This is a genomic window from Kitasatospora sp. NPDC001527 (assembly GCF_040298605.1).
GTDB lineage: Bacteria > Actinomycetota > Actinomycetes > Streptomycetales > Streptomycetaceae > Kitasatospora.
In genome coordinates this window covers 74,779-97,205 of sequence record NZ_JBEPAM010000027.1, presented here as the reverse complement: position 1 = coordinate 97,205, position 22,427 = coordinate 74,779, and the positions used below count along the sequence as shown (strand labels likewise).

At 69.2% G+C, this 22,427-nt stretch carries 11 protein-coding genes; 5 read left to right on the top strand and 6 right to left on the bottom strand.

The annotated features are described in order from the left end of the window. Positions 1 to 91: 91 nt before the first annotated feature. The 5 genes from ABT238_RS23500 to ABT238_RS23480 form a co-directional block, all read right to left on the bottom strand. A complete protein-coding gene (locus ABT238_RS23500) occupies positions 92 to 1,459 on the bottom strand; it encodes a tyrosine-type recombinase/integrase (protein WP_350784648.1) in 1,368 nt (455 codons plus the stop codon). A 214-nt stretch (positions 1,460 to 1,673) separates the two neighbouring features. Next, the gene (locus ABT238_RS23495) at positions 1,674 to 2,279 is read right to left on the bottom strand and encodes a hypothetical protein (protein ID WP_350784627.1); all 606 of its coding nucleotides are present in this window, start codon (positions 2,277 to 2,279) and stop codon (positions 1,674 to 1,676) included. Positions 2,280 to 2,465: 186 nt separating this feature from the next. Further along, entirely contained in the window at positions 2,466 to 5,822 is a 3,357-nt protein-coding gene (locus ABT238_RS23490; protein ID WP_350784618.1) for a HelD family protein, read from the bottom strand. A gap of 92 nt (positions 5,823 to 5,914) precedes the next feature. Continuing rightward, positions 5,915 to 6,304 (bottom strand): hypothetical protein, encoded by a 390-nt coding sequence (locus ABT238_RS23485; RefSeq protein ID WP_350784596.1) that lies wholly within the window; start codon positions 6,302 to 6,304, stop codon positions 5,915 to 5,917. Continuing rightward, on the bottom strand, positions 6,301 to 8,724 hold the full coding sequence (locus tag ABT238_RS23480) for an AAA family ATPase (protein ID WP_350784574.1): 2,424 nt from the start codon (positions 8,722 to 8,724) through the stop codon (positions 6,301 to 6,303). The genes ABT238_RS23485 and ABT238_RS23480 overlap by 4 nt, the downstream gene beginning before the upstream one ends. 441 nt (positions 8,725 to 9,165) lie before the next feature. Between ABT238_RS23480 and ABT238_RS23475 the strand changes: the two genes are divergently transcribed. From ABT238_RS23475 to ABT238_RS23460, 4 genes are read left to right on the top strand one after another with little or no spacing between them, the layout of a single operon-like run. After that, on the top strand, positions 9,166 to 11,325 hold the full coding sequence (locus ABT238_RS23475; protein WP_350784554.1) for a DNA methyltransferase family protein: 2,160 nt from the start codon (positions 9,166 to 9,168) through the stop codon (positions 11,323 to 11,325). Positions 11,326 to 11,342: 17 nt separating this feature from the next. Next, positions 11,343 to 12,965 carry a class I SAM-dependent DNA methyltransferase gene (locus tag ABT238_RS23470; RefSeq protein ID WP_350784540.1) on the top strand — a complete coding sequence of 541 codons (1,623 nt, stop codon included), beginning with the start codon at positions 11,343 to 11,345 and terminating at the stop codon, positions 12,963 to 12,965. After that, on the top strand, positions 12,958 to 14,184 hold the full coding sequence (locus ABT238_RS23465) for a restriction endonuclease subunit S (RefSeq protein WP_350784522.1): 1,227 nt from the start codon (positions 12,958 to 12,960) through the stop codon (positions 14,182 to 14,184). The genes ABT238_RS23470 and ABT238_RS23465 overlap by 8 nt, the downstream gene beginning before the upstream one ends. Continuing rightward, entirely contained in the window at positions 14,181 to 17,450 is a 3,270-nt protein-coding gene (locus tag ABT238_RS23460) for a type I restriction endonuclease subunit R (protein WP_350784497.1), read from the top strand. Before ABT238_RS23465 ends, ABT238_RS23460 begins: the two co-directional genes overlap by 4 nt. 880 nt (positions 17,451 to 18,330) lie before the next feature. Here ABT238_RS23460 and ABT238_RS23455 read toward each other — a convergent pair. Continuing rightward, positions 18,331 to 19,722 (bottom strand): NHL domain-containing protein, encoded by a 1,392-nt coding sequence (locus ABT238_RS23455; protein WP_350784475.1) that lies wholly within the window; start codon positions 19,720 to 19,722, stop codon positions 18,331 to 18,333. A gap of 512 nt (positions 19,723 to 20,234) precedes the next feature. Here ABT238_RS23455 and ABT238_RS23450 point away from each other — a divergent pair. Next, complete coding sequence (locus ABT238_RS23450) at positions 20,235 to 22,358, top strand: insecticidal delta-endotoxin domain-containing protein (RefSeq protein WP_350784464.1); 2,124 nt, start codon at positions 20,235 to 20,237, stop codon at positions 22,356 to 22,358. The last annotated feature ends 69 nt before the right edge of the window (positions 22,359 to 22,427 follow it).

Sequence of the window (22,427 nt, the reverse complement as noted above, 5' to 3'; positions counted from 1 at the left end):
GAGTGGGGGACTGGCTTGGGTGGGGTCCCGTGATGGGTGGCGAGTGAGGCGCGTGTGGGGTGGTAAAGCACGCCGACGAAACGTCAATAACTCACTCTGAGCTACGGATTCTTCTGCTTGCGATGGCGGCGGGGCGGACCCCTGAGCGTCGCTTGCGCGTCTTGGGCTGACTACGGATGCCTCTGGAGATCATCCGAGCTGCGTCGATCGCCACGCGGGCCGTCGCTTCTGCGCTGAGATGGGCCGTCTCGGGCAGGACCGACGTGTAGGTGTCGGCAGTGGTGACGATCGTCGAGTGACCCAACTGGGCCTGGATGACTTTGAGATCGGATCCGCCGGTCAAGGCAAGACTTGCCGCGCCGTGGCGCAGGTCGTGGAGGCGGACCGGCGGTAGGCCACTTCTGCGAACCATGCCCTGGAAGACGTGACCGACGTGGTCCGGGCGCAGCGGACTCCCGTAGACGTCGGTGAATACGTATCCGGATTCATTCCATTCAATTCCCGCTGCGAGTTTCTCCCTCCTCTGCTGATTACGGTGAGTGTTCAAGATGCGGACGGTGCTCCCGTCGAGGGCGATCGTCCGTTCGCCGGCACGAGTCTTGACCGGGCAGGCCTCAAGGCGGTCATTCTCTCGCTGCTGTAGCTGCCTGGCGACCGTGAGCGTTCGGCCAGAGGCGTCGAAGTCCGACCAGCGGAGCCCTACGCCTTCCCCGCGACGCAGGCCACGCAGCGCATACAGGTGATACAGCGCGTACAAGCGGTGCCCGCTCGCGTAGGCGAGGAAGGCAGCGGTCTGGGTCGGCGTCCACACAGCGACGAGAGGGCGCTCGCCTGTTCGCTCCCACTCCGCCACTCGACCATCGGTCCACACCACCGGGTGGGGGCGCGGCGCCCTCGGCAGGTCGAGGTGTCTCGCCGGGTTGGTGGTCAGCATCTCGTTGCGTACGGCAACGTTGAGGGCTGCACGCAAGGTCGCCTGGATCCGGCGTAGCGTGCCCGCGCTTATCGGCTGGCCCGCGTTCTGGTGCCGACGGACGATGCTGCTGAAGGCCTGCTGGACACCCTCGTTGGTCAGCTCGCAGAGCAGTTCGTGGCCGAGCAGCGGCACGAGGTACTGCTCCAGGTGCTTGCGGTAGCCGCGGGCAGTCGACGGCCGAAGGTGCGGCTCGACGGTGCTGTACCAGCGCAGCAGCCACTGGCCGGTGGTGAGGAGCTCGCCCTGGCGCACGCGGTCGCGGTCGCGCAGCCGCTGGAGGGCCTCGGCGGCGTCCTTGCGGGTGCGATACCCGCCCCGACGCAAGCGGGAGCGGTGATCGTCGACGGTCGCGGGCCTTGGCATCGCGAGGTACCAAGAACCGTGGCCACGGCGATGGAGGTCCGGGCAAAGGCTTCCAAGCTGCCGACCGGTATCGGAGTCCCGGCAGCCGCACCGCTTGTAGATCGTTCCGGTACCACGCATGACGTCCTCCCTCTGGATTAGCAGATGAACGTATGGCCAGCGTGCGCCTGTGGCACCGCGAGATGGCCCTGGTCCGGAGGCCAACTGGCGAGGCTCTTGAAACGGTGTTCGGAAGCGCCAGGCGTGGTGAGGTGTACGGCCAAGCCGCTGCTTCTAGCAGATCACTTGGGACGAGATCGGACCCGCAAGCGGTCGCCTGCCAGAGCCTCTCGCGTCAGCGCTGCCGCGGGATAGGCAGGGGCTCATGGCGGTGCCAGATCAGTGATCGATCTTCGCGGCGAAGCTCCGCAGATCCCCATTCCAGGCGGACCACACCGTCAGCCAGCGAACAGGCGTAGGCGACGAGAACAAGCTTGGTGTCCGGTGAGAGGCGCGCGAGATCCGAATGAGGCTCGTCCTCGTCCGGCAGTTCGATGCCGAGATCCAGCTCCACCTGACGCGGGTCGGGACCGTGCCTGCGAATGAGGTCAGCACGAAGCCCCGACGCGCTGCGGAGTCTGGCAGCAGTCACGGGCACGTCCCTCTTCGCATACCTGTACGGGTAGATGACATGGCCGGCGACCACGGCGACGGTCCGCGCCTGGAGGCGCACCAGCTCGACGCCGGGGAGCTGAGAGAGGCCGGCCGACAGTTCCTCGTACTGTGCGGCGTAGAGCCCGTGTCCGTACGCCTCGAGCGTCTGCGTGTGAACGCCTTCGTGGCCGCCTTGGGCGCGTTCGTGGGCGCGGACAAGACATGCGGGCACGATGGCTGCGACCTCGGCGGCGAGGGAGCCGAAGACCGTGCGTACCCACGGACTGGCGGAGTGCGCGTCCGACATGAGAATCCCCCGATCGATCGTCCTATGACCAACCTCAGGGTCTGACAGTCCGCTGATCGGCACGGTGGATCAAGGGCGCATTGGGGGATCTCAGGGTGCACGGAGCAGGGAGTGCTACTCGGTGGCCCAGCGCGATGCCCGGCTTGACGCTTAAGCGTCAAGCCGGACTGCCCCCATATATCCGGGTCACTTGGCGGACCCCAACGCGATGTCTGTGCCCTCACCGCCCCAACCGGCCGGACTGCGCCAGATGACATGGATGCGGAAGACGTCGCGGATCATGTCCGCGGCCCAGTCCTCGGCGGGCGGTTCGGAGAGAACGAGGTAGAGACCGTCGGCCCGGTCGGGCAGCAGGTGGGCGATCTCGAGCAGCCGGGTCGCACCCGCGCGGAGGTCCGCGTAGGCGGAGTGGCCTGCGCCGAGGGCCTCGTAGAGGAAGAGGCCGCGCCCGGTGACACAGCTGACGTCGACGACCGACGAGTCGGTCGGCTTGAGGTCCGCCCAGAGGAGCGAGGCCTTCAACGCGTGGCGGACCGCCTCGTGCTTGTTGCACGTGCGGTCGGCCGCGGCGGCCTCCGTGAGGGTGCGGAGGAAGACCTCCCTCGTGGTCGGAGCCGGTGCGGTGTCCGCGGTCGTCATCTGTGCTTCTTCCTTCTGTCCAGGATGCTGGTTGGGGTGCTGCGGGACGTTGGGCACGGCCTCGTCGGAGTCCAGCTTCTTCGAAACGGCGGTGGTGCAGCGCTCCTGAAGCTCCCGCCGCGCTTCGGAGAGAGGTTCAGTCCATCCGGACGCCGCCATTTCCTCTGCGAGCCGCCCCCTGTCCAACGCGCCGTCCTTGAGTGCGCGGTTGGTCGTCGCGGCGAGGTCGCGCAGCACGCCCAGCCGCTCCCGGTCCGGTTCGCCGAGCAGGTGGAACACGTCGACCCAGTCGGCCTGGTCCCGCCGGAGGACGCGGTTGGCCATGCCCTGGAGCTCAGAGAGGCGGCCCCGCGCGTCGGGCACGTCGTCGACGCTCCCCGCGAGTGCTCCGAGCACCCCCATCGCCGCGAGGTAGCGACCGGCCATCCGCTCCGAGACGGGCGAGCGGCCGCGCTGGTCGGCGGTGAGCACGGTCTGGCTGGTTTCGTTGGCGAACACCCAGCAGTCCAGCAGCTCACCCCGCCGCGGCGGAACCGATCCGTGGCGGACGGTGAGGACGAGCGGTCGATCGATCACGGGGGAGAGCGGTCTGACCTTGTAGCGACCGCCCGGCGCCCGCTCCACGACCTCGACCCTGACGTCGGCGCCGATCCGGGGCAGCCGCTCCGGCGTGCTCTCCGGCTCGGAAATCGCACCCTCCGGCTCGGCCGGCGCCTCGTCGGCCCTGGCGCCGGTGAGCGCCTCCGGCAGCGGGGCGGTGTGCAGGACGGTCAGACTCTGGGTACTGCGGGTGAGCGCCACGTAGAGCTGCCGCAGCCCGGCGGGAACGCGATCGGCGATCGTGGCGGGCTCGACGACCAGGACGTGGTCGTACTCCATGCCCTTGCTCTGGGCGGCGGCCAGCACGGAGACGGCCGCGCGGTCCTGCTCGCCGATGTCGCCGCCCTCGTCGATCCGGCGGCTGATCGCCTCCAGCCAGTCCGAGTCGTCGGGGACGATGACGGCCACGGACCGGGGGGTGCTGCCGTCGCTGGTGCGGACCAGGCGGGCCACCTGGGCGACGGTGTCGTCGAGCAGCTTCCACGGCTCGGTCGCCACCGTCCGTACGGCGTCCGCCCCCGCCTCGCGGACGGCCCGCGGGTACGGCAGGGCGGGGGCGGTCGCCCGCGCGAGCGGCGCGACGAACGCCATGATCTCGGCGGGGACGCGGTAGCTGGTGTTCAGCCCGGCCACGCTCCAGTCGCCGTGGTCGGAGAGGAGCGCGCCGAGCAGGTCCCAGCTGGTGGGGATGTGGGCTCCGGTTGCCTGGGCGAGGTCGCCGAGGACGGTCATCGAGCCGCCCGTGGCGCAGCGCCGGCGCAGGGCGCGGGCCTGCATGGGGGTGAGGTCCTGCGCTTCGTCGACGACGATGTGCCCGTACCGCGGCAGCGGTTCGCCACCGATCAGCACCTGGAGCTCTTCGAGGCAGACGCGGTCGTCGAGGGTCCACGGGTCGGCGTCGGCGCTGGCGGCGCGGGCGCGGGAGAGGGCCGCCCGTTCGTCCTCGTCGAGGATGCCGTCGGTGCAGGCGTTCAGCAGGTCCGCCGAGTCGTAGAGGGTGCGCAGCGCCTCCCGGGGGCCGGGCGAGGGCCAGACGCGTTCGAGGAGGCGCTCGACCCGGCGGTTGCGCTCCAGGTCGCGGCGGATCGTGCCGGCCTGCCCGCGCCGCGGCGCGACGGCGGCGAGCTCCTGGAGGAGCCGGTCCACCAAGAGGCCGCGGAAGCGGTCGCGCCGTTCCCGGAAGGGGCCGCTGCCGGAGTGGGCCCGGTCGAGGAGGGCCAGGACCTCGGACTTCGGCACACGCAGGGTGGTGCTGCCGGCGGTGACGACGACGGCGGGTTCGTCGCCCTCGAAGGAGGGCTCCACGGTGAGCCCGTCGAGGGCTTCGGGGCGATAGTCGCTCTCGACCCGGCGGTGCAGCACGGCTGCCATCCGCTCGTCCGACTTCACCAGGCGCGTCTGCGGGGAGTCGGTGCCGAGCACCTCTCCGTCCCAGAGGCGGTCCAGTTGGACGGTGTTGACGTCCCGGGTGCCGAGGGTGGGCAGAACCTGGCCGACGTAGTCGAGGAACTGCTGGTGGGGGCCGATGACGAGGATATCCTGGGCCCTGAAGTGCTCGTTGTCGACCAGCCAGGTCACCCGGTGCAGGCCGACCGCCGACTTGCCGGTGCCCGGGCCGCCCTGGATGACGAGGATGTCCGAGGGGGAGCCGGTGACCAGCTCCATCTGGTCGCGGCGGATGGTCTCGACGATGTCCCGCATCCGGCCGCCGCGCGAGCGCTGGAGTTCGCGCAGCAGGAAGTCGTCCGGCCCCTCCGGCCGGAGGTCGTCGGCGGACTGCCGGGGCTGCGGTACGGCGGGTGCGGCGGCGGGCTCGCGTTCGGCCACGGGGTCGGGTTTGCCCACAGGCTCGGGGGCGGAAGTCGCCGAGGCGATCTCGTCGAAGTAGCCCTCCACGATCCGCTGCACGCAGCGCAGTTGGCGCCGCAGGACCACCTCTCCCGGGCTCTCGGGCCTGGCCTCCATCCACCGCTTCGCCAGCGGGCTGGTCCACAGCACCACCACCGGGTCGTTCTCGCTGTCCGGTACGCCCCGACGCCCGATGTACCACGGCTGGGGCTTGCCGCCCGGGTCCTCCGGCGCGTCGACGCGGGCGAAGACCAGGGCCTCGTCGCCGAGCCCCCCGTACGCCTCGGCACGGGCCTGCGCCTCGGCCCGGTTGGCGATCGAGTCCTTGCCGCTCGCGGACGCGGTGGCCGCCGAACTGCCGGTCAGTTCGGCCAGCTTCGCGGTGTAGCAGTCGTACGCGTGGTCCACCGCCGACTGCTCTTCGGCGAGGATCCCGTCCCGAGTGGTGGTACTCATGTGCGTCCTCCCTGCGGTGCCGGGTGACACCGCTACGGGCATGTGCCCGTACCCGCTGAAACAACTATCAGAAACCAGATCGTTGCGAACAGTCAGCTGCCTGAACGGCCGCTCAGTTCCTGGATGAGGGCGTTGACTTCGGCCCGCCAGGCCCGTACCTGGTCGTATGTGGGCCCGAGTTCGTACAGGTGGTAGTGGCATCCCAGGCTGAGCTGGGCCCAGAGGGCCTTCGCGCGCCGGGCAGTCTCCCCCGCCGTGAAGGTGTGCAGGAGGAGCAGCTTGGCGCGGCCCGACGTGGTGTGGGGCAGGCCGGGCAGCGCGACTTTCAGCGTCTGGTCGACGCAGAGCTCCAGGGCCGTCCGCAGCACGAGGCACGCTCCGCGGTGCCTGCCCGTGGTCGTGACGCCCGCGAGTTCGCTGTCGAGCAGGCGGTCGGCGGTCAGCAGCAGACCTTCGACGGAAGCGGGGCAGTGGGTGGTCATGCGGTTACCTCCGGCTTGCGGATCTTCTGCGCCAGGGCCTCGACGTCCGAGACGAAGCGGTGGGGGTTAAGGATCGAGGCGCCGCCTGGGTGGGCTCCCTGTTGGCACGTCCGGATCAGCAGCCAAGCCTGGTCCTTGTAACGACGGCGTACCTCGGACTCGACGTCGGTGACGTGTCCCACGTCACCGAAGAGCGCGAGCGCCGCGACCTTCTGGAACCGCTCCGCGCTGTCGAGCGCATCCTGGAGGTCCCGCTCCGATCCGCCGGCGCGGTGGTGACGGATCCACGCGGCTTCCAGGAAGGCGTTCTCCAGGGCGATACGGCACAGGCCCGGAAGCACGTGGCTGTACGCCTCGGCGGGAAGGCCCCGAGTGGAGGCGATCGCCCGGGCGTCGCCGATGGCCTGGGCGACCGGGTCGTCGACGCACACGACCTTCACCCGGGATCCCTCGCCACGTGTGACCTGGAGGACCGTGACCGGCAGTTCCAGGTCGGTGAACGCTTTCTGCAGACGGGTGTCGTGTGTGAAGACGACGATCTGCCGGTGCTTGCCCATCTCGTGCAGCACCTGGGCGAGTCCGTGCACCTTGGTCGGGTCCATGGACTGCACGGGGTCGTCGATGACGAGGAAGCCGAACGGGCTGTCCGCCGTCGTGGCCCTCGGCAGGAAGAGGGAGAGCGCGAGGGAATGCAGCTCACCCTGGCTCATGACGTCGAGCGCAGGGGCGGCCTGGCCGTCGACGGAGGCCGCCATGACGAGCTTGCGGACGTTCGCCTTCTCGCTGCCCTTCAGACTCACGGCTGTGAGGTCGACGTTGCTCTCCTGCCGCAGACGTTCCCAGATGTCCTGCGTGGCACCGGTGAAGCGCTCCATGCGCCGCTCCCGCAGTTCGGAGGTGAGGTCCTTGAGCCACTTCACCGCCTTGCGGAGGTTGCTCAGCAGGGACTTGTCCCGCTCGGTCTCGCGCGCCTTGCCCGCCCAGGCGGCGAGCCGGACGACGAGCGCGCTCCACCGCTCGTCGCGTTCCTCCAGCTCGCGGACCGCGGACCTCCTGGCGGTGTCACAGGCGTCGGCCAGGACCATGGCGGCCTCCTCGGCGCTCCGAGCGAGCTCGACGGGGTCGGTGATCTGCCGGCAGTTGATCCACACCTTCCACGGGTCGGTCAGGCAGGCGGGGATGCGTACGGGGGATTCGATGAGGTTCTGGAGAGTCCACGCGCCCGCCCGTACGGCGGAGCGCGCGTCCTCGGCAGCCTTCGCCTCGCGGCGCAGCTCCGCGACCTGCCGGGAGGCGTGGTCGTACCACTCCCGTCCGAGGACCCGATCCGTTCCGCACATCGGGCAGACGTCGTCGTAGGGGTGCCGGTCGACATGGGCGAGGGCCTTCTCCAGCAGGTCCGCGCGCAGCCGGGCGCTCTCTGCGTCGGTACCACGAAGGTCCTCCACGTCGGCGAGAGCGATAAGCAGCCGCTGGACGGCCGCCGCGACCTCCGCCAGGTCGGGACCGTGTGCCCCGGCCTCGATGCGGAGCTCGGCGAGCCGGCTGTCGTCGGCCGGGGGGAGGCCGGCGAGGAGTTCATCGATGGTGTCGAGATCCAGAGCGCCCGGGGTGTCCACGGCGACCAGGGCCCGTACGGCGCGCTCGTCGTCCTCCAGCGCGTAGAGGGCGTCCTTCAGACCGGGAAGGGCGTCCCGCATCTCCTTCGCGGCAGCGGCGAGGGCCTTCTCCCGCGTGCTCAGCCTGTTGGTCGCGGTGGAGAGCAGCTCCATACCGAGGATGGCGGCGATCGCGTCATACCGCTCGGACGGCTTGCCGGTGAGCATGAGGTCGAGGTCGGTGTACGAGAGGAACGGCCGGTGGTCGGTGAGGGCCGTGTCCCAGCCGGCCTCGGCCAGGGGCACGGTTGCGTGGCCCGGGCGCTTGAAGGTGGCCTCGGAGCTTCCGAACTCCTTGCTCGTCCAGGTACGGGTGAGGGTGCTGCGGCTGGTGTCGCCCTCGATCGCGAGCTTGACCTCGATCGCGGGGTCGTCGCCGGCGTGGAGGTTGGACCAGTGGCCGCCGCGCGTGGCGTCCTGGCCCGACCGGTGGACCCTGGCACCGGTGAAGCCGACCTCGATGGCGTCGGCGAGGCTGGACTTGCCGGAGCCGTTGCGGCCCACGACGAGGTTCACGCCGGGACGGGGGCTGAGGCTCAGCCGGGCGCGGGGGCCGATGCCGCGGAAGCCGTTGACGGTGAGGGAGTCGAGAAAGACGCGCCCGGAGACGGCCGACGAAGCGACGGTGCCGTCGGCGCCGCCGTCGAGCGCTTCACGGAGAAGGGCCTTGACGGGTCCGGGGAGGGCCGACTCAGCCAGGCGCTTCGCCACGGTCTCGGCGAGGGGGGGCGCGGTCCGCTGGTGCTGTTCCTTCTCAGGCACGGGGGCCTCCTGCGCGGTGTGGCGGGTTCGGCGGTATCGATCACCGCCTTCTGACAGGAGGAGACGATAGGAGGAGATGGGGTATTGAAGCCTTTGGAGGACTGATAACCAGGGTTATCAACTTTGCTTCCAGTAGGTCTAGTTGATGGCTCTTCACCTGTCGCCCGGATGGCAGGTCGTGTTGGCTGTGACGGGCTCCGCGCTTCTGGGGCCGCGCGGTCGTCGCGGGAACCGTCTGTCGACGGGGAAGCCTGCCGCCCCGGGCAGATTCATGAGCATGATCCCCTTGATAAGGGGGGTTATCAGGCAATTAGTGAATCCACTACTGATTGGCGGTAGGCTTCTGCCGTTCGTTCGGCGAGGCCCACCGGGTCGCCGTGGCGGACGCGATTCCGCGGAAGGGTCCGTGGACGCCTACGAACGCCCACGGGAGGGGGATCGATGAGCAGTCCGACGCAGGTTGACGGCTCCCCCATCCTGCCCGGCCCGCCGTCCTGGCGTATCGGATACGCCGAGATCGCCGCCCTCGCCCAGGTGAAGCGGCCCGTTCCCACCACCTGGAGCCGGCGCCACTCCGACTTCCCCGCACCGGTGACCCGCCAGGGCGGTAGTCCGCTCTTCGACGCGCAGGAGGTGGTGGAGTGGCTGGCGAGGACGGGCCGGGGCAACACCGAGCCCCGGCGCCTGCGCGCCGAGGTGGCCCTGCACACCCTCTCCGCCTGGCGGTCCTCCGGCCTCTCCGCCCCCGTTCTGGTGGGCGCGCTGACGGCCCTGATCTGCCTGCGCCAACAGTACGACGCCCCCGTCGGGGAGCACGCCTGGGGCGACCTCCTAGACCAGGCCGCCGATCTCGACGCGGAGGACGCCTTCCTCCTCTCCGAGCTGCGGGCCGTCCCCGACCCAGAGCGTCTGGGCCCGGCCCTGGGCGCGCTCGCCGACGAGCTGACCGAGGCCGCCTACACCCCCGCCGAAGCCTTCGACTGGGTTCTGGAGGCCCGCCGCCGCCTTGGCTCCCACGACCTGGCCGCCGATGAACCCACCCCGGCGGTGGCCCGCGCCCTCGCGGCCCTGGCCGGCCTCGGCACCCTGGCCGACGAGTCCGTTCTTGCCACCCCATACGCCCGCAGCGGCGACCTGCTCGCCGCCCTGCACACGGCGGCGCCCGAGGACTCCGGCCACACCTACCTCGCGGCCGAGCCCGACTCGACGCTCGCCCGTCTCGTCCGGCGCCGGATGCTCGTCCGGGGCGTTTTCGAGTTCTCGCTCGACGTCACCGAGGGCGAGGAACTGTCCACGGACGACTGGGGTGACCCGGACGTACTGGTCTGCGCCCTCCCGTACGAGGCTGGTGAGACCCGCAGCGCACGCCAGGTCCTGGAACGGGTCCAGGACCTCACTGACTCCCTCGGCGACGGCTCGACGGCGGTCGTCCTCGGCCCGGCCGACGCGCTGATCCGGACACTGCCCGGGCACGGCGACGCGGACCGGCTGCGCCGCTCCTTCCTCGACAAGGGCCTCCTCAAGGCGGCGATCAGCCTGCCCGACGGAGCCTTCGCGTACCGTCCTGGCTACCGCACCGCTGTCTGGATCCTGGCCCGTACCCCCGAGGATGAGCGTGCGGGCCGGGTCCTCCTCGCCGACTACTCGGCGCAACCGCTCACCGAGCCGGTCCTCGACGTGCTTGCCGAGGACATCGCCATCTGGCGGGCCTCCGACTGGCGGGGGGATCGCCGGCACCAGCCCCGCGACGCGGCTGTCGTGCCCGCGAAGGAGCTCGACGACCGGCCGGGCTCCGCTTTCACCCCCCAGTACCGCTCGCCCGAGGCCCGGCACACCCGGGTCGTCGTGGAACGCCCCGCCCGCCTCGCCGACGTGGAGCGGCACCTCGCCGAACTCGACGAGCGCACCGTGCGCCGGGCCGGCGCCAGCGGGTTCCTGACGACCGGGGCGGTCCTCCGCCCCGAGGACCAGCCAGTGCGCCGCACGACCGTCCGCCGTCTTCTCAAGGACCGCCGTCTGCGCCGCCGCCCCGGCCACCGCATTGCCCCCGAGCACCTCTCCTCCGACGGCCACTACGTGGTGATCGGGCCAGAGGAGATCCTCGGTACCGCGCGGTTCGGCAGCCGCCGCATCGACCGGGGTGTGGTCCTCACGGCGTACGAACACGTCCAGTTCACCGAACCGGGCGACCTCGTCGTCACCACCAGTCCGCGCTTCGGAGTCCACGTCGACATCGAGGGCCTGGCGGTCATTGTCGCGCCAGCCCGCATCCTGCGCGTCCACCCTGACGCCGACCCGCCGGTCCGGCCCCGGGTCCTGGCTGCGCTGCTGCAAGCCGCCGCCTCCGACCATGGCCGCACCAGCGGAGCCGTACGGGCCTCGCGCAGCATCGAGGACTTGAGCGTCCCGGACCTGCGGCGCGAGGAGGCGGAGCGGTATGACGCCGTGCTCGCCGAGATCCAGCGCCGGGCAGAGCTGCTGCGGCAGCAGTCCGAGGCCCTCGACGACCTGGCCCGCATCACCGCCGCCGGCATGACCGACGGCACCCTGACCATCCAGAACCTGCCCGATCTTCCCGGCGTGACCGGAACCGACCACTGAAGGAGACGGCCCACCTCATGCCCCCGCGCAACAAGAAGCCCACCGAGCAGGAGGAGCTGTTCAGCGCCTCCACGCCCAAGGAGATCCAAGCGATCCTCTGGAAGGCCGCCGACAAGCTGCGCGGCTCCATCGACGCCGCGCAGTACAAGGAGTTCGTCCTCGGCCTCATCTTCCTGAAATACGTCTCCGACGCCTTCGAGGAGCGCCGTAACGAGCTGGCCAAGGAGCTCGCCGAGGACGGCATCTCCGAGAACCAGATCGGCGACTTCCTGGAGGACCGCGACGAGTACACCGGCGCCCACGTCTTCTGGGTCCCCGAGACTGCCCGCTGGGCCTGGATCGCGGCCAACGCCAAGAGCCAGGGCGTGGGCAAGCTCCTCGACGACGCGATGGACGCGGTCATGCGGGAGAACGCCGCCCTGACCGGCGTCCTCCCGAAGATCTTCAACCGCGACAACGTCGACCAGAAGCGCCTGGCCGAGCTCGTCGACCTCATCAGCGACGCGCGCTTCGGCGGCACCGAGGACAAGCCGGCGCAGGACGTACTGGGCGAGGTGTACGAGTACTTCCTCGGCAACTTCGCGCGCGCGGAGGGCAAGCGGGGCGGCGAGTTCTACACCCCGCAGTCAGTGGTCCGGCTGATCGTCGAGATCCTGGAGCCGTACAACGGGCGCGTGTACGACCCGGCTTGCGGCTCGGGCGGTATGTTCGTCCAGGCAAGCAAGTTCATTCAGGCGCACCGGGGTCGCGGCCACAAGGCCGACATCGCGGTCTACGGCCAGGAGCTCAACGAGCGCACCTGGCGCCTCGCGAAGATGAACCTCGCGATCCACGGCATCGACGGCAACCTGGCCGCCCGCTGGGGTGACACCTTCGACGATGACAAGCACCCGGACCTCAAGGCCGACTTCGTCATGGCCAACCCGCCGTTCAACATCAAGGACTGGGCGCGGAACGAGAGCGACGCCCGCTGGAAGTACGGCGTCCCCCCGAAGAACAACGCCAACTACGCGTGGCTCCAGCACATGGTGTCGAAGCTCGGCGAGCGCGGCACGGCCGGCATTGTGTTGGCTAACGGTTCGATGAGCTCCCAGTCGAGCGGCGAGGGCGAGATCCGCCAGTCGATGGTGGAGGCGGATCTGGTGGCGTGCATGGTCGCACTGCCGTCCCAGCTCTTCCGTACGGCGCAGATCCCTGTGTGCCTGTGGTTCTTGGCCAAGGACAAGTCCCCGCAGGGGGCGAAGGACCTGACAGACCGGCGCGGGAAGATCCTGTTCATCGACGCCCGCGAAATGGGCGAGATGGTCGACCGAACAGAGCGCGTCCTCACGGAGGCAGACCTCGCGAAGATCGCGGGCGTCTACCACGCGTGGCGCGGCACGGAGTCGGCGAAGACCGAGGGTCTGACGTACGAGGATGCACCCGGCTTCTGCTTCTCGGCGGACCTGAAGACCGTGCGGGAACACGGGTATGTGTTGACACCGGGACGGTACGTGGGGGCCATCGAAGCGGAAGAAGAGAGCGAGGAGGCAATGGCGGCACGAATTACTGTACTGACGGAGGAATTGTTCGGGCTATTCGAGAAGTCGACAGAGCTAGAGAATGTAGTCCGGCAGCAGTTGGGTAGGATCAATGCCTGAGTGGCCCCAAATTCGCTTCGATGAAATCTCAGCCCACGAGAAGAGTTCCATCTCGAAGCCGTATGGATCCGCTTTCACCAAGAGTGATTACGTACCCAGTGGCGTCCCTCTTGTGCGCGGCGTTAATCTTGGAACCGGTCGCTTCCATGATGAAGACTTCGTCTATATCACGGAAGGAAAAGCCGATAGCCTTCCCGGCGCAAACCTAGCTCCGGGCGATTTGGTGATTACTCATCGCGGAACCATTGGCCAGGTATCAATGATCCCAAGATCACCAAAGCATGAGCGCTACGTTCTCTCTACTAGCCAGGTAAAGGCCCGCCTTGATTCAAATCGGGCATTCCCAGAATTCTACTACTACTGGCTAGTTTCACCTCTCGGGCAGCGCGAAATTCTGCAGCATGTATCGACGGTGGGAGTGCCGGGACTGGTACAACCTGTTGCCACCGTGAAGTCGTTCAGGGTGCCAAACCCACCCCTTTGGGAGCAGAAAGCTGTAGCCTCCGTGCTCGGCGCCCTGGACGACAAGATCGCCATCAACGAGCGCATCGCGAGCGCGGCTGACGCCTTGGCTCGGAACCATTACGAGAGGGAACGCTGCGGCCTTGTTGGGCAGCCCAAACGCCTCGACCGGCTGGCCCGCGTGGTGGTCGGCGGCACGCCGAGCCGCGCCAATCCGGATTACTGGAACCAGGGAACGGTGAACTGGATCAACTCGGGCAAGACCAATGAGTTCCGCGTTATCGAACCCAGTGAACTGATTACTGAGGCGGGCCTGGCCGGGAGCTCCGCCAAGATGATGCCACCCGGAGCCACTCTGATCGGCATCACCGGCGCCACAATGGGGCAGATTTCCCGCCTGGAAATCACTGCGGGAGGAAGTCAGAACGTTGCGGGAGTTTGGTCCGAAGACCCCACCCTCAACGACTGGCTTTTCTACGACATCCAGGCACGTGTCGCCGACCTGACAAAGCACGCGTCGGGTGGAGCCCAGCAGCACATCAATAAGAAGATCATTACAGACCTTGACTGCGTCGCGCCCGACGCCCCGAAGCTTGCCGCGTGGCACAAAACGACGGCTCCGCTCATGGCGCGTGTCACCCATGCCCTATTGGAGAACCACACCCTCGCCGCCCTCCGCGACACCCTCCTCCCCCAGCTCATGTCCGGCCGCCTCCGTGTCCGTGACGCCGAGAAGATTGTCGAGGACCATGCATGACCGACGCCCCCGACGACAAGCAGAACCACCGCCCCCACGAGTCCGACTGGGAGCTCCTTGCCCTCGATGAGCTGGCCGAGCTCGCCTGGGAGCCGGCCCCCGGCAACAAGTTCGCGGTCGGCTCCGGGCACCGGAAGTCCTGGGACGACCTGATCCTGTACCCGGACCTCCGAGAGGCGGTGGAGCGGCTCAACCCGGACCTGCCGCCGAACGCCGTTCGGGACGCCGTCGGGGTCGCCGCGACGCCGACCTCCCAGGACACGTACGAGGAGAACCGCACCGCCCACGGCTTCCTGACCTCCGGCATCCGGTCCGTCACGTACACCGACGCGTTCGGGGCCGAGCACAACCCCACCCTCCGGCTCGTCGACCTTGACGACCCGGACGGGAACGTTTATCGCGTCCTCAACCAGGTCACCGTCATCGACGGCGAGAAGCGCCGCCGCTTCGACGTCGTGCTGTACGTCAACGGACTGCCGCTCGCCGTCCTGGAGCTGAAGCGCGCTGGCGACGAGGACGCAACGCTCCAGGACGCGCATACCCAGGTCACCCGTTACGTGGAGGAGTTCCCAACCGCGTTCCGGTACAACGCGGTCGTCCTCGTATCGGACGGCATCACGGCCAAGTACGGCACGCCGTTTACCCCGTACGAGCACTTCGCACCGTGGAACACGGACGAACTCGGCGAGCGCGTCGAGCCGTTCTCCGCCGAGGGCATATGGGACTCGGGCCAGAACCTGGCCCTATACGGCCTGTTCACGCAGGACCGGTTCCTCGCCTTCATCAAGTCCTTCGTCAACTTCATCCCGTCGAAGCGGATGAAGCGAATCGCGAAGCCGCACCAATACTACGCCGTGACCCGCGCCGCCGAGGCCGTACGCGCGGCCGCCGCGAGCGACGGGAAGGCAGGCGTCGTCTGGCATACGCAGGGCTCCGGCAAGTCGGAGGAGATGGTCCTCACCACCACCATGGTGATGAAGGACCCGGCGCTGCTGAACCCGACCGTCGTCGTCATCACGGACCGCACTGACCTCGACGATCAGCTGTACTCGACGTTCCTGGAGAGCGAGATCCTCCCGGAGGCGCCAAAGCAGGTCCTCACCCGGGCCGAGCTCCGCGAGGAGCTCTCGGCGAAGCGGGTCGGCGGCATCCTCTTCACGACGCTCCAGAAGTTCGGGCGCACCAAGGAGGAGAAGGAGTCCGGCGCGGACCACCCGCTCCTCTCCGACCGCCGGAACGTCGTCGTCGTCGTCGACGAGGCGCACCGCAGCCACTACGACAACCTCGACGGCTACGCCCGCCACCTGCGCGACGCCCTCCCGCACGCCACGCTCCTGGCCTTCACCGGCACCCCGCTTTCCCAGGCCGACCGCAACACTCGCGAGGTGTTCGGTGACAAGGGCGATTACAACGGCTACATCGACGTGTACGACCTCAAGCGGGCCGCCGACGACGGCGCGACGGTCAAGGTCTTCCACGAGAGCCGGGTCATCCAGCTCGTCATGGATCGGGATGTCGACCCGACGACCATCGACGAGGAGGCCGACCGGATCACCGAGGGGCTCGACGACGTCGAGCGCCGCCGGGTCGAGCAGGCCGTCGCCACGATGAATGCGATGTACGGCGCGCCCGCCCGCATCCGGGACCTCGCCGCCGACCTCGTACAGCACTGGGAGACGCGTCGTACGGCGATGCAGCCGTTCGTCGGTGTCTCCGAGGCGGGCGGCGCGCCCGGCAAGGCGATGATTGTGTGCGCCACCCGCGAGATCTGCGTCAGCGTGTACGACGCCCTGTGCGAGCTGCGGGAAGAGTGGCACAGCGACGAGATCGACAAGGGCGCGATGAAGATCGTGTTCTCGTCGAACACGCGCAAGGACTCCGATCGGCTCCTCGCCCACGCGCTGAGCGACAGCCGCCGTAAGGCTGTCATCAACCGGGCCAAGGACCCGGAGGACGAGCTGCAGCTGCTCATCGTCAACAACATGCTGCTCACCGGCTTCGACGCGCCGCCCGTCCACACCATGTACCTGGACCGGCCGCTCAAGGGCGCCGGCCTGATGCAGGCCCTGGCCCGCGTCAACCGCCGCTTCCGAGGCAAGGAGGACGGGCTCCTCGTCGGGTACGCGCCGCTCACCGAGAACCTCCAGCGGGCGATCGCCGAGTACACGGACGCGGACCAGCAGGACCGCACGCTCGGGCAGGACCTCGACCGCGCGCTGGACGAGCTGCGCAACGAGTACGACATCCTGAACGACATCCTGCGGGGCTTCGACTGGCGGGCCAGGCTGGACATGCCCTCCAAGACGGCGTTCATCGACGCCGCGCTCCGGGCCGCGAACTACCTCCTTGACCCGGCTACTGCGGGCAACGACCCGGAGAAGCTCGACGACCCCCGGCAGACGCTCGGCCGGCGCTACCGCGAGCACGCCCACGGCCTGGAGCGCTTCTACGCGCTCTGCGGCAGCTCCACCGACATCGGTGAACGCTTCCCGGACCATCCCGCCTGGCGACGGGACATCCAGTTCTTCGTCGAGGTCCGCGCCTACATGGCGAAGATCGACGCGATGAACCGCGAGGCCCGCGGTCTTCCCGTCGCCCGCGACGTCGAGCTGTACCTGGCGCAGCTCACCTCCTCGGTCGTCGAGACCGGCGGGGTGACCGATCTGCTCGCCGAGGCCGGCCTGGAGACCGCCGACCTGACGCACCTCAACGACGCGCTCGTCGCGAAGCTCCAGAGCAGCGAAACCCCGCACCTGGCGGCGGAGGCGCTGCGGCGGCTCATCGAGCGGAAGATGCGCGAGGTGACCCGGCACAACATCGTCCGGCGGACGACCTTTTCGGAGCGGCTGCAGGACCTCATGGTCCGGTATATGCGGCAGCAGTGCACGAGCGCGGAGCTCATCGCCAAGCTGGTGGAGATGGCCAAGGAGGTCATGGAGGACGCCCGGCGCGGCGAGAAGTTCGAGCCGCCGCTGGACTGGCGCGAGCTCGCCTTCTACGACGCGGTCGCCGACCACGGCACGGCCCGTTCGGTCATGGGCGACGAGGTCCTGGCTTCCATCGCCCGCGAACTGGTCGCCGAGGTCCGCAGCAAACTCAAGCCGGACTGGATCGCCCGCGAGCCGGTCCGTGCCCGTCTCCGCAGCGCCATCAAGCGCCTCCTGGCCCGCCGCAATTACCCGCCGGACGAGGCCCCGGAGGCCATCGAGCTGGTCCTCAAGCAGATGGAGCACTTCGCCAACGAGTGGTCCACGAACGAGGAGTAGCGGAGTCGGGGGTTGAAGACGGAGCATCAGCCACCGCGCCAGCCCCCAACGCTACTCATACGCGGGTACATGTCGTGTCGGGGACGTCTTGGGGACCACACGTCGCAGATCAGCTTGCGCAAGGCTTGGTCTTCTGCACGGACAACGCGTTCCGTTCAGCGCACGGCAGGCTGAGGTCAACATCGCCGGGCGACTGGGGGTCAAGGGGTCGCAGGTTCAAATCCTGTCGTCCCGACAGTGATGTCGGAGCCCCGCTGACTGGACGAAGGTCCAGGCCAGCGGGGTTTTTGCCGTTTCCGAGGATGGGTCAGCGCACGAGCCGCAGGCGGCGGCCGGGGGAGTCCGGCGGGACCACTTCGGGACCAGGGGCCTCACGGGGCCCGCTCAGGTGCGCGCTCAGCGCCTCGCCGGCCAGCTCGATCGAGCGCCGGTCCGGGTGTAATGGTGGAGTCGGGTATTGGAACTCCCTGAATGCCCTCGCCCTCGGGCTCCTGTTGTTGATGCCTTTAGCTGACATATAGCGCCGACATCTGTCACCGCTGGCCGACCCACCGACAACGCCCCTGGTCATTCAGATGGGTGCGGCTCGTTTTGAGTGACGGCCGCGAAGGGGCCGGCACCGGCACTGCGGGGGCCAGGGTCGTGTGGGCCAGCACCTCCGGTGAGCGCAACGACACGGCGCTCGCGCTCGTCGACTGGCGGGGAGCGTCATTCCGATCGTGCGATATTCCCTGGCACGCTGGCGGTTGTCCTGGGGAGAACATGGTGGTGGCCGGTGGTTTCCAGGGCAGGGCAGCCCCTGCTGATGCACCGGCGAACGGGGCTGCTGGCAGCCCTGGTGGGTCCGGGGCGGTCCGGGCCCACCAGGGGCGCGTCTCGGTCAGGCCGGGGTGACCTGGGCCCGGTAGCGGGCCGGGTTGCTGCCGGGGTTACGGTGGGCCTCCACGCTGATGGTCACCGTGCCGGGGGTGGGGCCCGCGGTGAGCTGGGGGGCCTTCGCCGTGCCCTGGGCGTCGGTGACCGCTTCCGCGGTCGCGGCACCGTCGGGGAAGTGGGAGCCGGTGCCGCCGGAGACGGTGAACAGCACGGGAATTCCCGCGAGCAGCGAGCCGTCGTCGGTGCTCCTGGCGGTTACCGTGAGGCGCTTCTTGAAGGCCGCGGCCGGCGTGGTCCTCTGGTTGTCGCAGGACGCCTGCCCGGAGAGGTTCGCGCGGGTCTTCGGCACTGTGGGTGCCGGTGCGGGTGCCGGCTTCGGAGCGGTGAACGTCACCTTCCGCACGGTGCCGCTGTCAAGGATGTAGAGGTTGTCCTGCGCGTCCACGGCCACCGCGTTCGGAAGCGCCAGCCGCGCTTTGATGGCGGGGCCGCCGTCCCCTCCGGTGCCCTGCTTGCCGTCTCCCGCGACGGTGGTGATGGTCCCGTCGCCGGCCGACACCATGCGCACCCGGTAGTTGTGTGAGTCTGCGATGTAGAGGTTGCCCCGGGAGTCCAGCGCCACCCCTTCAGGACGGTCGAAGTAGGCCTCGCGTGCGGGGCCGCCGTCACCGCTGTACAGGCGAAACCCTCTTCCCGCAATGGTGGTGATGGTCTGGTCGCTCGCCGACACCCTGCGCACCGCTTCGAGCATCCCGTCGGCCAGGTAGAGGTTGCCCTCGGCATCCACCGCCAGACCGTTCGGGGTGTAGATGGCCGTGAGCCGAGCGGGGCCTCCATCGCCGCCGCCCTCGGCCCTGCCGGTGCCCACGACGGTGGTGATGGTCTGGTCGACGGCCGACACCCTGCGCACCCGGGAGTCGCTCGCGATGAAGAGGTTGCCTTGCGCGTCCACGCACAGCGCCTCCGGCGCCTGGAGCCGGGCACGGGTGGCGGGGCCGCCGTCACCACCGAAGCCGCGCTCACCGGTACCCGCCACCGTCGTGATGGTCCCGTCACTTGCCGACACCTTGCGCACCCGGTGGTGCTCGGTGTCGGAGATGTAGAGGTTGCCGTGCGCGTCGACCGCCACCCCTTGCGGCTCATACAGCGGCGGGCGGGTGGCGGGACCATCACCACCGCTCCCGGCATGCCTGTTTCCCGCGATGGTGGTGATGATCCCGTCGCCCGCCGACACCTTCCGTATCCGGCTGCGGCCGGTGTCGGCGATGTAGAGGTTGCCGTGGGCGTCCACCGCCACCGCCGACGGGAAGGTGAGATCCGCTTGTGTCGCGGGCCCGCCGTCGCCCTTGCCGTCCGTGAACTCCAAGCAGCCCGCGACGGTGGTGATGATCCCCACCACGCCGTCCCCGGGTCCCGTCTTCGCCATGCGAGCCCTCCCCTTGGTCGTATGAACATCACGGGAGCCTAGTGAGCCGCACCGTTCGGGCTCGCAGTACCGGCCGGTATCACCCGTTCGGCCTACGCGGGCCCCCGTCGATCGCAGCGACGGCCCCGGCGAGCCGCGCCCGTCCACGGCCCAGGGCCGCGCGCTCGGCGTCGTCCGGTCCGGGCCGGCCAGGACCGGGGAAGCTCCGGCGTCCTGCGCGACTTTCGGCCTTCGCCCCCAATGGGTGCCGTGCTGTGGGTCGTTCCCTGCGCGAGGGGTGAGCGACGTGGACTCGGCCGGGACCATCGCGCGCTTCGAACGGCACACCGGCCCCGGCTCGCTACTGCGGTCCCGTGCGGTGTCCGCGACAGGCGGTGCGCGATGTCCGGTTAGCGCCTTCAACAGGTCGTAACCGACTGATTGTCTGGGCTTCGCGCGGCGTGCCGGCCGGTGCACCGCGAACCGCGGGGCGGGGAGGGGCAATGAGCCAGGAGCGAGGAACCGGCGAGCGGGCCGGCGCCGACACCACGGCCGGGGCGTTCGGTCAGGGGGCACGCGAGGGCAAGGACATCTCGCAGACCGCGATCGACGCTGTCAAGGTCGCCTTGCCGGCGCTGCTGAAGCTGGTTCCCGGCATCGGGACGGTGGCGGGCGCGGCGATGGGGCTGCTCCTGCAGCACCTGTTCCCCGGCCCGGACGTGTGGAGCCAGCTGCGCGAGAAGGTCGAGAAACTGATCGGCGAGAAGCTCAACCAGGCGTACTACGAACAACTGCAGGCGGACCTGAACGGCCTGCGGACCGCCGCCGAGGACTACAGCGACCTCGCCCGTCTCGGCGAGGACCTTCCCGCCATCCGGGCGAAATGGATCGCCACCGAGACGGTCATCGCCGCGGCGGCACCACGCTTCAACCCCACCGGCACGCAGCTGAACCCGGTCCTGGTCCTGCCGCTGTTCATCCAGGTCGTCAACCTCCACCTGGTCCTGCTCCGTGACATGACCCTGCACGGCCGCGCCTGGGGCTTCGAACCCTCGACCGTGGACACGTTCAGCGGGAAGCTCACCAAAATCGTCGGGACCCAGGACCCCGACTCCTACCCCAACCGTGCCAGACGCACCTACGACAAGGGCTTCAACGCCTACAGCGCCGACGAGGACCGCCTGCGCTACGAACGCGAGATGGTCTTCAACGGCTGGGCCCAGCACAGCTCCTGGCCCTACTTCGACGCCCTCCAGTACCCCGAGGGTCACGATGTCGACCTGGACTGGGTCGTCTACGACGGCCCGCTCGGCAGGATCATGGAGGATATGCCCGCCGCCGTGCGCGCACGTCCCCTGCCGTACACGCAGGTCCGCGACCTCACCGTGTACCGCAGCAGCGTCAAGGACGGCTCGCGCGTCGCGGGCGCCCGCTGGCAGCCCTGGAACGGCAAGCCCGTTGGTCCGGTCGTGTCGGTCGGCAAGACCGACACCGGCGCCCCGAGCCCGATCGAGACCGGCGCCCGCCCCGTCACCCACGTGTGGGGCATCGAGTGGGACGGCGCCGAACACGGGGTGCTCAAGCTCGCGTTCGGCGTCGGCGGCGAGAACGACACCACCAAGGCGCCCCCGGGATGGGTCGGCAACACGGGCACCCTGAGCCGCGACGGGATCGACTTCTACCGCACCGACTACGTCCTCTCCGACATCCAGGGCGGCAAGTTCAACGACTGGGGGCGCCCCGTCATCGCCGGCATCGAATGGATGGCGTTCGGGTTCCGCCCGCTGCCAACACACCACAGGCCCTCGGAGAAACCCGCGGCGGGCGGACAGTACCTGCTCCAGTCCGTGCACGACGGCCGCTACCTCGTGCCGAAGAGCCTCGCGCAGGGCTCGCAGATCGGCCTGACCCGCGACTTCGACGCCACAGGGGCCCTCTGGTCGCCCGACGACGCCGGACGCCTGAGGAACACCACCTCCGGGGCGTACCTGCGCGTGAAGCCTCCCGCGGTCGCCGTGACCCTGGACGTGCCAGGCACGTCGTTCGCGTGGACGCGCCAGGACGACGGCACGTACGTCGTCAGCCGAGGAGCACAGGGATTCCTGACGACGAACGTGGACACGCTCGTGGACGCCGCCGTGTTCGACCCGGAAGACCTCCGGATGAGGTGGGTCTTCGTCAAGGTCGCCCCCCGGCGCCGACACGACGGGACCCGGCCGAGCCTGGCCCTTCGCACGCGGCGCCGCGACGTGGGCTACTTCGAGGCCGCCGTCACCGTCTCCAACCCCTCCCGAGGCAGGACCATCCCGGCAAACTGGCGCCTGTCCCTCGTCCTGCCCCCACAACTCGGCGGCCCGGTGAACGCCACCGGCCACCCGATCACACCCGAGGTGGTCTCCGCGAAACCCCACGACCGCGGACTGCTCGTCGAACTGAGCGCCGCGCCCTGGTCGGCCCGCAAGGCGATCGAACCGGGCGAGACCTTCACCTTCACCCTGACCGGGGGAGCAGCCACCGCCACCACCGACATCAGGGACGTCCACATCTGGGCGGACGTCCCGCGCATCGACGGCCTTCCGATCGAGAACACCACACACCCCGAGCACGGTACCCACCCAAACCCCTGACACCCCCGTCCCTGGTACGCACGGCGCGCCCCGGGCCTGGGCCTTCGGGCCCGGGGCGCGAGGACCGAG